The organism is Candidatus Accumulibacter similis (genome assembly GCA_013347225.1).
Taxonomy (GTDB): domain Bacteria; phylum Pseudomonadota; class Gammaproteobacteria; order Burkholderiales; family Rhodocyclaceae; genus Accumulibacter; species Accumulibacter similis.
Genome location: CP054595.1, coordinates 194883 through 207786, shown reverse-complemented (window position 1 = coordinate 207786; position 12904 = coordinate 194883). Strand labels below are relative to the sequence as shown.

Sequence of the window (12904 nt, the reverse complement as noted above, 5' to 3'; positions counted from 1 at the left end):
GGAGGGGAGGTGGAAAGTGGAAACGGGGAGGCGCGCGCCCGGGAGCCAAACTGATATAGAATACCAGCTTTGTTGCCCGGCTTCGCAGGCCTCAGATCCGTCATCGTTGTCAATGGGAGTGTGGACATGATTCGTACCACGGTACTAGCGGTTCTCCTGGCCGCCAGTTTCCCCGTCTTCGCAGCAGAACAGGCGAAAGCAAAACCCGACTTGGCGAAGGCCAAGGAAATCGCCGAGGGCGTCTGCGTGGCCTGCCATGGTGCCGACGGCAACAGTCCGGCGGCGGCCAATCCAATCATCGCCGGTCAACTCCCGGAGTATCTCTACAAGCAACTGAGCAACTTCAAGTCCGTCGATGGCAAGCCACCGGTGCGCAACAATGCGATCATGGGCGGCATGGTTGCCGCGCTTTCAGACGAGGACATGCGTGGCCTCGCGCTGTACTTCGCGCAGCAGAAGATCAAGCCATCCGTGGCCAAGGAGGAGAAGCTCCTGGTCGAGGGCAAGTCGCTGTGGCGGATGGGGGATTTTGCCAAGGGGGTGCCGGCGTGTGCCGGTTGTCACGGCCCTGCCGGCGCCGGTCTGCCGAGCCAGTATCCGCGGCTGGCGGGTCAGTACGCGGAATACACTGCCGCTCAGTTGAAGAGCTTCCGGAGTCACGAGCGTGCGAACGATTCGGAGAGGATGATGCGCGTCATCGCAGGCAAACTTTCCGACCACCAGATCAACGCGGTTGCCGAGTACGCTGCTGGTCTGCGCTAGGTCTCTGGCGGACGGTTCGTGTCGGCGAATTGCCCGCCAGTGCGCATTCGCCAGCGGTTTTCGCACCCCTTGGCGGAGCGAGCGTCGGACGCTCCGCCAAGGGCTGCTTCCCTGACCAGAAAGGACGCTTCATGAAGACACTCAGGCAAATCCTAGCTGCCAAGAGCGCAGACCTGGCAGTTGTCTCACCCGAGGATCCGGTTTTTCACGCTCTGCAGGTGATGTCGAATGCGAACGTCGGCGCCGTCCTCGTGCTTGACGGTGACAAACTCGTCGGTATCTTTTCCGAGCGTGACTATGCGCGCAAGGTGATCCTCCACGGCAAGGCATCCAAGGATACGCGTGTCCGTGAGATCATGTCCGACAGGGTGCTCTACGTGACAGCGGAGCAGACGGTCGACGAGTGCATGGCAATCATGACCGAGAAGCACTTCCGTCACCTGCCAGTGCTCGCGGAGGGCAAGGTCATCGGCATCGTTTCGATTGGGGACGTGGTCAAGGAAACCATCTGCGAGCAGCAGTTCATCATCGAGCAGATGGAGAAGTACATCACCGGCTGACGCCGGCAGCGGTCGTCCGGGAAACCGGTCGGGCGCCGCCGGCGCGCCGGCCATGCGCTGTGCCGGGACGGCTAGCGCAGCAGCGCCCTGACTAGGGCAGTTCGTCGAGTCCGAAGCCGGCCAGGTGGCCGGTCTGGCCCCAGCTTTCCACGGTCCATTCCTGGCCGCGGACATGCAGCCAGTTGATGCCGGCGTTCGGGATCAGGAAATCGCGCGGGGCCGACAGCGGATTGCCGCGTGCCAGTCGGTTGACGATGTCGAGGACGCCGCCGTGGGTGACGACGATGATCGTCTCGCCCGCGTGTCCGGTGGCCAGTTCGCGCAAGCCACGGCTGACGCGTGCGTGCAGTTGTTGCAGGCTCTCGCCGCCGAACGGAATCACGAAGTCGGGCTCGCGGGTCTCGAAGGCGTGGTAATCCGCCGGATACCTGGCGCGTGATTCGTCGTAGGTCAGTCCCTCGAAGAACCCATAGCGTCGTTCGCGAAATTCGGGCCGGAAGGCCGGGAGCAGTTTCATCCTGTGCGCGATGCGCTCGGCAGTCTGGCGCGCGCGCAGCAGGTCGCTGCTGTAGAGCGCAGCCACCGCCTCCGCCGCGAGCCACTCTGCCGCCGCCTGCGCCTGCGCGAGGCCAGCGGCATTGAGTCCGATGTCGATCTGTCCCTGAATGCGTTTCTCGGCGTTCCAGGTGGTCTCGCCATGGCGGACGAGGCAGATTCGCGTGGTCTTGATCTTCGTCATCACGATGTTCACATCGAGCCGCCGCGGGTCACCGCATCGCGGCGGCCGGCGCCGGGCCCGAGGCTCCAGAGCGGCGGCCTCCGGCAGCGCGCGCAAGCGAGCTTGCGCAGCTTGCGGCAGGCCGCGGGTGGGCGGCAAAAAGCCGGATTCTAAGCCATTCCCCGCCCGTCGCCGGACTTTGTGCCGGGTGGCTGCGGGCGACCGGTTGCGGGACACCGGCTTCGCCGCCGCAGACGCGCCTGTCGCGTCGGTGGCGAGAATTGCTGCAGCGCAACTTTCATCGGCCCTTTCTCTTGTCTATAGTGATCCATCGAGCGCCGAAAACGCGATGTCGGGCAGCAGGATCATCGATCACCCAGAGGAGGAGACGCCATGCAGAAATCCTTGCACATCGATCCGGGCAAGTGTACCGGGTGCCTGCAGTGTGAAATGGCCTGTTCGTATGAGAACACAGGAATGTTCAATCCATCGCGGTCACGCATCAAGGTCTTCGATTTTCACCACGAGGGTCGCAAGGTTCCCTATACCTGTACCCAATGCACCGAGGCGTGGTGTCTCAACGCCTGCCCGGTAGAAGCGATCAAGCTCGATCACGCCACCGGTGCGAAGGTGGTGCTGGAGGCGGTCTGTGTCGGCTGCAAGGTGTGCACGATCGCCTGCCCGTTCGGCACGATCAACTACAGCCGTGATTCCGGCAAGGTGCAGAAGTGTGATCTCTGTGGTGGCGATCCGGCATGCGCGACGGCCTGTCCGACCGGGGCGATCTCCTATGTCGACGCCGACTGGACGGGCCTCGAGCGGATGCGCCAGTGGGCGCAGAAGACCGACGCCGCCGCACACCTTTGAGGAGGAACGACCATGGCCTGGACACGCAAGATCCTTCGCGTCAACCTCACCCAGGGTAGCTGCCGCAGCGAGCCGCTGAACATGGCCTGGGCCGCCCAGTACCTCGGTCAGCGGGGGCTGGCAAGCAAGTACCTGGTCAGCGAGATCGATCCCGCCGTCGACCCGCTGGCTCCGGAAAACAAGCTCATCTATGCTACCGGACCGCTGACCGGCACCATGGCCTCGACGGGTGGCCGCTATTCGGTAGTCACCAAGGGGCCGCTGACCGGGGTCATCGCCTGCTCGAACTCGGGAGGCTATTTTGGCGCCGAGCTGAAGTTCGCCGGCTGGGACATGATCATCATCGAGGGCCGGTCGCCGCAGCCGGTGTACCTGCACATCGAGAACGAGCATGCCGAACTGCTGCCGGCCGGAGAACTCTGGGGCCGGACCGTCTGGGAAACCGAGGCGATCCTCCACCAGCGCCATCAGGATCCGTTGTTGCGGGTATCGAGCATCGGTCGTGCTGGCGAGAACCTGGTTCTCTTCGCCGCCATCGTCAATGACCTGCATCGTGCGGCTGGACGATCGGGTGTCGGTGCCGTGATGGGATCGAAGAATCTCAAGGCGGTGGCGGTTCGCGGTACCCGCGGGGTGGGCAATGTCGCCGACCCGAAAGCCTTCATGGCGGCAGTGACCGCCGGCAAGAAGGTCCTGGCAGAGAACGCAGTGACCGGGCAGGGGTTGCCCACCTACGGTACACAGGTGTTGATGAACGTGATCAACGAGATGGGTGCCTCGCCGACACGCAATCACCGCGATGTCCAGTTCGAGGGGGCGCGTCGCATCTCGGCCGAGGCGATGCACGAAAAGCGAGCCACCGATGGCCGCACGCATCTGGTGACGAATCAGGCGTGCTTCGGCTGCACGATCGCCTGCGGCCGCATTTCGCGTATCGACGAAAGCCATTTCTCGGTCGACAACAAGCCGCAGTACTGGGGGGCCAACGGCGGTCTCGAGTATGAGGCGGCGTGGGCGCTGGGCAATGCCAACGGGGTCGATGACCTCGAGGCCCTGCAGTATGCCAACCTCCTGTGCAACGAGGACGGGATGGATCCGATTTCCTTCGGGGCGACCGTCGGCGCGGTCATGGAACTGTACGAACTCGGCGTGCTGAGCAAGGAAGAGATTGGCCTCGAGGCGCCGTTCGGTTCGGCTGCGGCGCTCTGCCGCCTGGCCGAGATGACGGCGCGTGGCGAAGGCTTTGGCAAGATCATCGGTCAGGGTTCGAAGCGGTTGTGCGCCCGCTACGGCCGGCCGGAGTTGTCCATGACCGTCAAGGGGCAGGAGTTCCCGGCCTACGATGGCCGTGCGCTGCAGGGGATGGCACTCGCCTATGCGACCTCGAACCGCGGCGCCTGCCATCTGCGTGGCTACATGGTGTCGTCCGAGGTGTTCGGCATCCCGGTGAAGACCGAACCGCGCGAGACAGCGGGCAAGCCCGAGCTTCTGAAGGCCTTCCAGGACGCCACGGCAGCGGTCGACTCGAGCGGTCTGTGCGTGTTCACCACCTTTGCGTGGACGATGAACGACATCCAGCCACAGATCCAGGCGGCCTGCGGTGGCGACTGGTCGCTGGAATCCCTGTTGCAGACCGGCGAGCGCATCTGGAACCTCGAGCGCGATTTCAACCTGGCGGCCGGGATCACCGCCCGCGATGACACGCTGCCGCCGCGGCTGCTCACCGAGCCGTGCAAGACGGGCGCTTCGCAGGGGATGGTGGCTGAACTCGGCAAGATGCTTCCCGAGTACTACAGTTTGCGTGGCTGGACAGCGGACGGAGTTCCCACTGCCGACACGCGCGCGCGGTTGGGTCTTTGAGGTGCTGCGACATGTGATCATCGGCAACGGCCCGGCGGGGGTCGTTGCCGCCGAGACCTTGCGGTCCGCGGATGCGCAAGCCGACATCACCCTGATCGGCGACGAGCCAGAGCCACCGTATTCGCGGATGGCCATTCCCTATCTACTGATGGGTCGGATTGGCGAGGCGGGCACTTATCTGCGCAAGGAGGCCGGCCATTTCGAGCGCCTGAAGATCCGCATGTTGCGGGGGCGCGTCGAAGCCATCGACAGCGGCAGGCACGAGGTTTGCCTCGCCGACGGCAGCACGCTGCCATTTGACCGGCTGCTCGTCGCCACCGGCTCGCAGCCGCAGCAGCCGGCGATTCCGGGAATCGGGTCGGCCGGGGTTCTGGCATGCTGGACGCTGGCCGATGCACGTGCCATCGCTGCCCGCGTTGCTGCCGGCGCGCGCGTGCTGCAGATGGGTGCGGGCTTCATCGGCTGCATCATCATGGAGGCGCTCGCCGAACGCGGGGCAAGGCTGACCGTCGTCGAGATGGGCAACCGGATGGTGCCGCGCATGCTGGACGAGGTGGCTGGCGACCTGATTCGTCGCTGGTGCCTGGGAAAAGGGGTCGAGGTCCTTGCCGGGCGCCGGGTCGAGGCGATCGAGCCGTCCGCGCAGGCTCTCCTGGTCCGGCTTGACGACGGCCGGACGCTGCCTGTGGACACGCTGATCAATGCCACCGGCGTGCGCCCGAACGTCGCTTTCCTCGCCGGCAGCGGGATCGCCGTTGACACCGGCGTGCTGGTCGACGAAACGATGCAGACCAGCGTCGCCGGCATCTACGCCGCCGGTGATGTCGCCGAAGCCGTCGAGTTTGGCAGCGGCCGGCGCGTGGTCAATGCCATTCAACCCGATGCCGTCGAGCAGGCACGCACTGCCGCACTCAACATGGCGGGACAAAAGGCGAGCCTGCCGGGCACCTTCGTCTTCAACGTCCTCGATACCCTCGGCCTGGTTTCGGCTTCCTTCGGCCAGTGGGAGAGTGGGCCTGGTTGCGAGACGGCGCAGTTGCTCGACGCAACGGAGTATCGCTATCTCCGCCTGGTGTTTGCCGACGATCGGCTGGTTGGCGCCAACAGTATCGGTCACACCGAGCACATCGGCGTCCTGCGCGGCCTGATCCAGGGACGCGTACGCCTCGGCGAATGGAAGGCACGGCTGCTCGCCAACCCGCTGCTGCTCAGCGAAGCCTACCTTGCCCGCGGCCTGGCGGCCGCGCGCTGATGGAAATCACTTTCAAGCTGTTTGCCTCGCTCTCCGACTACCTGCCCCCTGCTGCGCGGCGGAGCAACGTCCTGACACTCGAAGTGGCCGATGATGCATCGGTGGCGTCGGTCATCGAGTCGTGGGCTCTGCCGCCGCGCCTCGTGCATCTGGTACTGGTCAACGGCGTGTTCGTCGCTCCGGAGTCCCGTTCCGCGCACCGGCTGAAGCCGGGAGATGCGCTGGCGATCTGGCCGCCGATCGCTGGCGGTTGACGCGGTGCGGCGCTTGGTCATGAGCCTGACGCCCACCGAGTTCGAGCGCCAGTTGCAGCCGCTGCTGGCCGGCTGGGTGGTGGATCGACTGCCGGCGGGCTGGCGGCTGTCTCGTCCGGGGCAGTCCGTGAGCCTTTCCTGCCGCGGCCTGCCCGTCCTCCGCGCCGGCCTGCTTGCGCTGCCGCGCAGTGAGGTGGTGATCGCCTTCGCCGACGACATCCCGACGGGCGAGGCAGCCTTTCTTGCAGACTTCCTGCGGCATTTCGGGCGCGGCGGTGGTTGATGTGATAGCATCTCTGTCGGCGGGTCTCCCCGCATCGCAGGATGGTGAACCTGGTCAGGTCCGGAAGGAAGCAGCCACAGCCGTCTCATGTGAGTGCCGGGGGTAAGGCTCGCCATTTCCGTTTCTGGCCCCGGGCGATGCGGCCGGTCGCCGGCCTGCGCGACGGCATGGCCCGGGCGCGCCTCACGCAGGATCGGCGGCAAGCAAACTGTGACGGGGCCGGTGGCACCATCTGCTAGAATCCGCGCATGAGTTACCAGGTCCTGGCGCGCAAGTGGCGCCCGCGCACGTTCGCCAGCCTCGTCGGGCAGGAACACGTCGTGCGCGCGCTCGAACATGCGCTGACGGCCCAGCGGCTGCACCATGCCTACCTGTTTACCGGCACGCGGGGAGTGGGCAAGACGACGCTGGCGCGCATCCTGGCCAAGGCACTGAACTGCGAGGCCGGCGTCAGCGCGGCACCCTGCGGGGTCTGTTCCGCCTGCCAGGAGATCGACACCGGGCGCTTCGTAGACCTGCTCGAGGTCGATGCGGCGACCAATACCCGCGTCGACGAGATGCGGCAGCTCCTCGAGAATGCGGTGTATGCGCCCACACGAGGCCGCTTCAAGGTTTACGTCATCGACGAAGTGCACATGCTCTCCAACTCCGCCTTCAATGCCATGTTGAAGACCCTCGAGGAGCCGCCGGAGCACGTGAAGTTCATTCTCGCGACGACCGACCCGCAGAAGATTCCGGTCACCGTCCTTTCGCGCTGCCTGCAGTTCAATCTGAAGCAGATGACGCAGCCGCTGATCGCCAACCACCTGCGGCAGATTCTCGAAGTCGAAGCGATCAGCGCCGAAGCGGGTGCCTTGCAATTGCTGGCGCGCTCGGCGTCCGGCAGCATGCGCGACGCACTGTCGCTGCTCGACCAGGCGATTGCGCATGGTTCGGGCCGGGTCGAGGAGGCGCAGGTGCGGCAGATGCTTGGCGCCGTCGATCTCGACCATCTGTTTTCGATTCTCGATGCCCTGCTGGCCGGCAACGCCGCAGCGATGCTGCAGGTGGTCGACGACATGGCGGCACGCAGCCTGTCGTTCGACGCCGCGCTGCAGGAACTGGCAGCCCTGTTTACCCGGGTGCAGATCGCACAGCTCGCGCCGCAGGCGATCGCTGACGATCTTCCGGAGCGTGTGCAGCTGCTCGACATCGCCGCCCGCCTCGACGCCGAGTACGTGCAGCTGGCGTATCACATTGCCGTCCATGGTCGTCAGGAGCTGCCGCTGGCGCCTGACGAGCACGCCGGCTTCGTGATGACGCTGTTGCGGCTGCATGCCTTTCGTCCGGAGCCGGAGGAAGGTGCCGGTAGGCGGGCACTGGCAGCCGCCAGCAGCGCCGGCCGACCGTCGACGAAATCGCTGCCGCTCGTCGGCGCCACGAAGCAGCCGCCGCCTGCTCGTGTCGAGGCCCCGCTTGCAGCGCCGCGACCGGCGCCAGCGTTGCCGCCGACGCCGACGCCGGCGCGCGTCGGGCCGGCGGCGTCAGCCACCGACTGGCACGAGCTGCTCGCCGTCCTGAAGCCGAGCGGCATGGCGCGCGAACTGGCACAGCACTGCGAGCTGCGTGAACTGGCGGCCGGCCGGATCGTCCTGCAGCTGGCGCCGAGGCATCGCCATCTGCTGATGAAGGCGGCGCAGGACAAGTTGCAGCAATGCCTGGCCGAGCATTTCGCCCTGCCGATGCAGTTGAGCATCGTGGTCGAGGATGGCTCCGGTGATACTCCGGCGGCGGCGGCACGGCGTGACCGCCAGGAGCGCATGGACCGCGCGATCGCATCGGTCGAGCAGGATGGCTTCGTGCGCGAGATAATCGAGATGTTCGACGCAACCCTGATCGAATCGTCAATCAAACCAGTTTAAGTTCGCATCGAGGCAAGAGAAATGATGAAAGGTGGACTCGCCGGCCTGATGAAACAGGCCCAGCAGATGCAGGAAAACATGAAGAAAGCCCAGGAGCAGCTGGCGGAGCTGGAAGTAGAGGGGCAGGCGGGCGCCGGCATGGTCAAGGTGCTGATGACTTGTGCGCACAGTGTGCGGCGGGTGACGATCGACCCAGCGGTGATGGACGATCGCGAGATGCTCGAGGACCTCGTGGCGGCGGCGCTGAACGATGCGATGCGGCGTGCCGAGCAGGCTTCCCAGGAGCGGATGGCCGGCTTCTCGGCAGGCCTCAACCTGCCACCCGGGTTCAAGATGCCGTTCTGATGACGACGCCGTCGAGCCTCGAGTCGCTGATCGAGGCTTTGCGCTGTCTGCCGGGCGTTGGCCCGAAGTCGGCGCAGCGGATGGCCTACCACCTGCTGCAGCACGACCGGCCAGGCGCGCAACGCTTGGCCGAATCGCTGCAGTTGGCGTTGACGGCGCTGCGTCACTGTCAGCGCTGCAATACCTTCACCGAATTGGAAATCTGTCCGCGCTGCCTGTCCGGCAAACGAGATGCCGGGCTGCTGTGCGTCGTCGAGACGCCGGTCGACATGAACATGCTCGAGCAGACGCACGCCTACTCCGGGCTTTATTACGTGCTGATGGGCCGTGTGTCGCCGCTGGACGGCATCGGGCCAGCCGAACTGCATCTGGAGCGCTTGCTCGCGCGAGCGTGTGACGGGCTGGTGCGGGAAGTGATAATCGCCACCAACTACACGAACGAGGGGGAAGCGACGGCGCACTACCTGTGCGAGATGTTGCGCAGTCGCGGCGTCAGCGTGTCGCGAATCGCGCGCGGCGTGCCGGTTGGCGGCGAACTCGAGTACGTCGATGCCGGGACGCTGGCGCAGGCCCTCCGCGAACGCCGAGCGCTTGCCGGATAAGGCCTTGCGGCCCAGGGCGGGTCCTTCCGAATTCAATAACCGGATGGAGATTGGCGTATAATGTTGCGGTTTGGTTTGAAGCAACTTTTCACTACGTCCTAGGGATCAGCGCTATGAGCAATGAGTGCAAGGTGGACGGCGGAAGGCGGCGACTGATCGTCGCCACCGCTGCGGTTGGCGGGGCGGGGGCGATAGCTGCGCTCGTGCCTTTCGTCTCCAGCATGCTGCCGTCCGAGCGGGCCAAGGCGGCCGGTGCACCGGTCGAAGTCGATATCGGCAGTCTTGAACCCGGTCAGATGATCACCGTCGAGTGGCGGGGCCGGCCGGTGTGGATCATCAACCGCACGCCGCACATGCTCGAAACGCTGCCCAAGCTCGACGGCGAAATGGCCGACCCGAGGTCTGAAAGGAACATGCAGCCGGAGTACTGCAGGAACGAAACGCGTTCGATCAAGCCCGAGATCATGGTCGTTGTCGGTATCTGCACGCACCTGGGATGCTCGCCGTCGGCGAAGTTCAAGAGTGGCGCCGAAGAGGGAATGGACGGTGGCTGGCTGGGGGGCTTCCTCTGCCCGTGTCATGGCTCGACCTTCGACTTCGCCGGCCGTGTCTTCAAGAGCAAGCCAGCACCGGACAACCTCGAGGTGCCCAAGCACATGTACCTGTCCGATAAGCGGATTCTTATCGGTGAAGACAAGAAGGGGGCTTAAGCCATGGCGTCGAACACCAACTACGAGAAGTACAAGTCTGATGGCTCGCTGCAGGGCAACCTGCTGGAGTGGTTCGATGCCCGCTTCCCGGCAACCTCGATGTGGCGCGGACACCTCTCCGAATACTACGCGCCGAAGAACTTCAACTTCTGGTACTTCTTCGGTTCGCTGGCGATGCTGGTGCTGGTCATCCAGATCGTCACCGGCATCTTCCTCGTCATGCACTACAAGCCCGACGCCTCGCTCAACGAGAACGGCATCCCGGTTGCCTTTGCCAGTGTCGAATACATCATGCGCGACGTCAATTGGGGCTGGCTGATCCGCTACATGCATTCGACGGGTGCTTCCGCATTCTTCGTCGTCGTTTACCTGCACATGTTCCGTGGTCTGCTGTACGGCTCGTACCGGCAGCCGCGCGAGCTGATCTGGGTCTTCGGCACGCTGATCTTTCTCTGCCTGATGGCCGAAGCGTTCATGGGCTATCTGTTGCCGTGGGGGCAGATGTCCTTCTGGGGGGCACAGGTCATCGTCAACCTGTTCTCAGCCATTCCGCTGATCGGCGAGCCGCTGTCGATCTGGATTCGCGGCGACTTCGTCGTCGGCGACGCGACCCTGAACCGCTTCTTCTCCTTCCACGTCATCGCCGTGCCGCTCGTTCTCCTCGGACTGATTGCAGCGCACATCCTGGCACTGCACGAAGTGGGCTCGAACAACCCGGATGGAGTCGAGATCAAGAAGCGCAAGGATATCCACGGCAATCCTCTCGATGGCATCCCCTTCCACCCGTATTACACGGTCAAGGATATCGTCGGCGTTGTCGTCTTCCTGATGGTTTTCTCGATCATCGTCTTCTTCGCGCCCGAGGGTGGCGGCTACTTCCTCGAGTACAACAACTTCCTGCCGGCGGATCCCCTGAAGACCCCGCCGCACATCGCGCCGGTCTGGTACTTCACCCCGTATTACTCGCTGCTGCGGGCCATGGTCTGGCCGTTGTTCGGCATCGATGCCAAGTTCTGGGGGGTCGTGCTGATGGGCGCGGGCGTCGTGATTCTCGCCTTTCTGCCGTGGCTCGACCGGAGCCCGGTGAAGTCGATCCGCTACCGTGGGCCGATCTTCAAGACGCTGCTGACGCTGTTCGTCATTTCCTTCATCCTGCTCGGCTTCCTGGGTACGCAACCGCCTTCCTATGCCTTCTTCGGTGTCATCCCGGGCGCCCCTGTTGCGCAGATCCTAACCGCTTACTACTTCCTGTTCTTCCTGACCATGCCGTGGTGGTCGAAGATAGACAAGTACAAGCCGGAACCTGATCGCGTGACGATGTAAAGGAATGGACAACATGAAAAGACTGCTTGCCGCGCTGCTCTTCGCACCGGCTCTTGCCTTCGCCGCCGGCGCTGCCATCCACCTGGACAAGGCACCCAATGTACAAGGCGACAAGGCTGCCTTGCAGAGCGGTGCCCGCACCTTCGTCAACTACTGCCTGAACTGCCACGGCGCCAGTTTCGTCCGTTACACGCGGCTCACCGAGCTTGGCCTCAGCGAGCAGCAGGTGCGTGACAACCTGATGTTTACCGCCGAGAAGATCGGCGAGCCGATGCGCGTCGCCGCGCGCCCGGCCGAACAGAAGGTGTGGTTCGGCGCCGCGCCGCCGGACCTGACGCTGATTGCTCGCGCCCGGTCGTCGGCGGACGGCAGCGGCGCGGACTGGCTGTATACCTACCTGCGATCCTTCTACGTCGACGAGAGGCGGCCGACCGGCTGGAACAACGTCGTCTTCGAGAACGTCGGCATGCCGCATGCCCTCTGGCAGCTCCAGGGGATGCAGGTGCTGAACAAGGATCACAAGCTCGAGCTGGCGGTTCCGGGCAGCCTGTCGGCGGCCGAGTACGACAAGGTCGTCGGCGATCTCGTCGGGTTCATGGTCTGGCTTGCCGAACCGGATGCCGGTTTTCGCAAGAACCTGGGTATTGGCGTCCTCGCTTTCCTCGTGGTCCTCTTCGGTTCTGCCTATGCGCTGAAGAAGGCCTACTGGAAAGACGTAAAGTAAGCCCAGCAGCAGAGCCGGGTTGTCAGGCCGCGGCATCGCCGGCGAGGGCGCAAGAGGAGCCCACCGCCGCTGCGATGCCGATTCGTTTTTGAGGTATTGACCATGATGAATCTCTATTCCGGGACCACCTGCCCGTTCAGTCATCGCTGCCGAATCGTTCTCTACGAAAAGGGCATGGATTTCCAGGTGATCGATGTCGACCTGTTCGCCAAACCGGAAGACATCGCCATCATCAATCCGTACGGGCGCGTCCCCGTGCTGGTCGAACGGGATCTCATCCTGTACGAGCCGAACATCATCAACGAGTACATCGACGAGCGCTTCCCGCACCCGCAACTGATGCCGGCCGACCCGATCATGCGTGCGCGCGCGCGCCAGTTGCTGATCACCATGGAGCGCGAAGTGTTCTCATACATTGAGGCGCTGGAAAAGAACAGCAAGGCTGCCGATCGCTCCCGCGTTCAGATTCGTGATCGGCTCACCGAAATGGCACCGGTCTTCGTCAAGCAGAAGCACATGCTTGGCGAGGAGTTCTCGATGCTTGATGTCGCCATCGCCCCCCTTCTCTGGCGGCTCGACCACTACGGCATCGAGCTCTCGAAGGCCGCGGCACCGCTGATGAAATATGGTGAGCGGATCTTCAGCCGGCAGGGCTTCATCGATGCGCTGACGCCATCGGAGAAGGCGATGCGTCGCTAGCGCTGGTGCAGGCGCCGGTGTTGCTCATGCCTGCCGGCTGACCA

At 64.3% G+C, this 12904-nt stretch carries 15 protein-coding genes and 1 other RNA gene; 15 read left to right on the top strand and 1 reads right to left on the bottom strand.

Features of this window, described 5'->3' with window-relative positions:
* Positions 1-126 precede the first annotated feature (126 nt).
* Positions 127-762: a cytochrome c4 gene (locus HT579_00955; protein QKS27657.1), complete on the top strand. Its 636-nt coding sequence runs from the start codon at positions 127-129 to the stop codon at positions 760-762.
* A gap of 131 nt (positions 763-893) precedes the next feature.
* The gene (locus HT579_00950; GenBank protein QKS27656.1) at positions 894-1322 is read left to right on the top strand and encodes a CBS domain-containing protein; all 429 of its coding nucleotides are present in this window, start codon (positions 894-896) and stop codon (positions 1320-1322) included.
* Positions 1323-1413: 91 nt separating this feature from the next.
* Here the strand turns inward: HT579_00950 and HT579_00945 are convergent, their stop codons facing one another.
* A complete protein-coding gene (locus HT579_00945; protein QKS27655.1) occupies positions 1414-2061 on the bottom strand; it encodes a histidine phosphatase family protein in 648 nt (215 codons plus the stop codon).
* Positions 2062-2433: 372 nt separating this feature from the next.
* On the opposite strand from HT579_00945, the gene HT579_00940 reads away from it, so the two are divergent.
* The 13 genes from HT579_00940 (at position 2434) to HT579_00880 (ending at position 12860) form a co-directional block, all read left to right on the top strand.
* Entirely contained in the window at positions 2434-2907 is a 474-nt protein-coding gene (locus tag HT579_00940) for a 4Fe-4S dicluster domain-containing protein (protein QKS27654.1), read from the top strand.
* Positions 2908-2919: 12 nt separating this feature from the next.
* Positions 2920-4767: an aldehyde ferredoxin oxidoreductase family protein gene (locus HT579_00935; protein QKS27653.1), complete on the top strand. Its 1848-nt coding sequence runs from the start codon at positions 2920-2922 to the stop codon at positions 4765-4767.
* 4 nt (positions 4768-4771) lie between these two features.
* Positions 4772-6019 (top strand): NAD(P)/FAD-dependent oxidoreductase, encoded by a 1248-nt coding sequence (locus HT579_00930; GenBank protein QKS31422.1) that lies wholly within the window; start codon positions 4772-4774, stop codon positions 6017-6019.
* A complete protein-coding gene (locus HT579_00925; GenBank protein ID QKS27652.1) occupies positions 6019-6273 on the top strand; it encodes a MoaD/ThiS family protein in 255 nt (84 codons plus the stop codon). Before HT579_00930 ends, HT579_00925 begins: the two co-directional genes overlap by 1 nt.
* Positions 6274-6292: 19 nt before the next feature.
* The gene (locus tag HT579_00920) at positions 6293-6556 is read left to right on the top strand and encodes a hypothetical protein (GenBank protein QKS27651.1); all 264 of its coding nucleotides are present in this window, start codon (positions 6293-6295) and stop codon (positions 6554-6556) included.
* Positions 6557-6574: 18 nt separating this feature from the next.
* Positions 6575-6673, top strand: an RNA gene (gene ffs / locus HT579_00915) — signal recognition particle sRNA small type.
* A gap of 131 nt (positions 6674-6804) precedes the next feature.
* Positions 6805-8457 carry a DNA polymerase III subunit gamma/tau gene (gene dnaX, locus HT579_00910; protein QKS27650.1) on the top strand — a complete coding sequence of 551 codons (1653 nt, stop codon included), beginning with the start codon at positions 6805-6807 and terminating at the stop codon, positions 8455-8457.
* A 21-nt stretch (positions 8458-8478) separates the two neighbouring features.
* The gene (locus HT579_00905; protein ID QKS27649.1) at positions 8479-8802 is read left to right on the top strand and encodes a YbaB/EbfC family nucleoid-associated protein; all 324 of its coding nucleotides are present in this window, start codon (positions 8479-8481) and stop codon (positions 8800-8802) included.
* Complete coding sequence (gene recR / locus HT579_00900) at positions 8802-9404, top strand: recombination protein RecR (protein QKS27648.1); 603 nt, start codon at positions 8802-8804, stop codon at positions 9402-9404. Before HT579_00905 ends, recR begins: the two co-directional genes overlap by 1 nt.
* A gap of 113 nt (positions 9405-9517) precedes the next feature.
* Positions 9518-10114, top strand: a complete 597-nt coding sequence (petA, locus tag HT579_00895; protein ID QKS27647.1) for a ubiquinol-cytochrome c reductase iron-sulfur subunit — start codon at positions 9518-9520, stop codon at positions 10112-10114.
* Between the two features lie 3 nt (positions 10115-10117).
* Positions 10118-11437, top strand: coding sequence for a cytochrome bc complex cytochrome b subunit (locus HT579_00890; GenBank protein ID QKS27646.1), 1320 nt, complete (start codon positions 10118-10120; stop codon positions 11435-11437).
* A gap of 13 nt (positions 11438-11450) precedes the next feature.
* Positions 11451-12161 (top strand): cytochrome c1, encoded by a 711-nt coding sequence (locus HT579_00885; GenBank protein ID QKS27645.1) that lies wholly within the window; start codon positions 11451-11453, stop codon positions 12159-12161.
* 102 nt (positions 12162-12263) lie between these two features.
* On the top strand, positions 12264-12860 hold the full coding sequence (locus HT579_00880) for a glutathione S-transferase N-terminal domain-containing protein (protein ID QKS27644.1): 597 nt from the start codon (positions 12264-12266) through the stop codon (positions 12858-12860).
* The last annotated feature ends 44 nt before the right edge of the window (positions 12861-12904 follow it).

Bases quoted from the DNA above. Each gene is read 5' to 3' on its own strand.
- HT579_00955 (QKS27657.1), top strand. From the start codon at position 127: ATGATTCGTACCACGGTACTAGCGGTTCTCCTGGCCGCCAGTTTCCCC.
- HT579_00950 (QKS27656.1), top strand. From the start codon at position 894: ATGAAGACACTCAGGCAAATCCTAGCTGCCAAGAGCGCAGACCTGGCA.
- HT579_00945 (QKS27655.1), bottom strand. From the start codon at position 2,061: ATGACGAAGATCAAGACCACGCGAATCTGCCTCGTCCGCCATGGCGAG.
- HT579_00940 (QKS27654.1), top strand. From the start codon at position 2,434: ATGCAGAAATCCTTGCACATCGATCCGGGCAAGTGTACCGGGTGCCTG.
- HT579_00935 (QKS27653.1), top strand. From the start codon at position 2,920: ATGGCCTGGACACGCAAGATCCTTCGCGTCAACCTCACCCAGGGTAGC.
- HT579_00925 (QKS27652.1), top strand. From the start codon at position 6,019: ATGGAAATCACTTTCAAGCTGTTTGCCTCGCTCTCCGACTACCTGCCC.
- HT579_00920 (QKS27651.1), top strand. From the start codon at position 6,293: ATGAGCCTGACGCCCACCGAGTTCGAGCGCCAGTTGCAGCCGCTGCTG.
- dnaX (QKS27650.1), top strand. From the start codon at position 6,805: ATGAGTTACCAGGTCCTGGCGCGCAAGTGGCGCCCGCGCACGTTCGCC.
- HT579_00905 (QKS27649.1), top strand. From the start codon at position 8,479: ATGATGAAAGGTGGACTCGCCGGCCTGATGAAACAGGCCCAGCAGATG.
- recR (QKS27648.1), top strand. From the start codon at position 8,802: ATGACGACGCCGTCGAGCCTCGAGTCGCTGATCGAGGCTTTGCGCTGT.
- petA (QKS27647.1), top strand. From the start codon at position 9,518: ATGAGCAATGAGTGCAAGGTGGACGGCGGAAGGCGGCGACTGATCGTC.
- HT579_00890 (QKS27646.1), top strand. From the start codon at position 10,118: ATGGCGTCGAACACCAACTACGAGAAGTACAAGTCTGATGGCTCGCTG.
- HT579_00885 (QKS27645.1), top strand. From the start codon at position 11,451: ATGAAAAGACTGCTTGCCGCGCTGCTCTTCGCACCGGCTCTTGCCTTC.
- HT579_00880 (QKS27644.1), top strand. From the start codon at position 12,264: ATGATGAATCTCTATTCCGGGACCACCTGCCCGTTCAGTCATCGCTGC.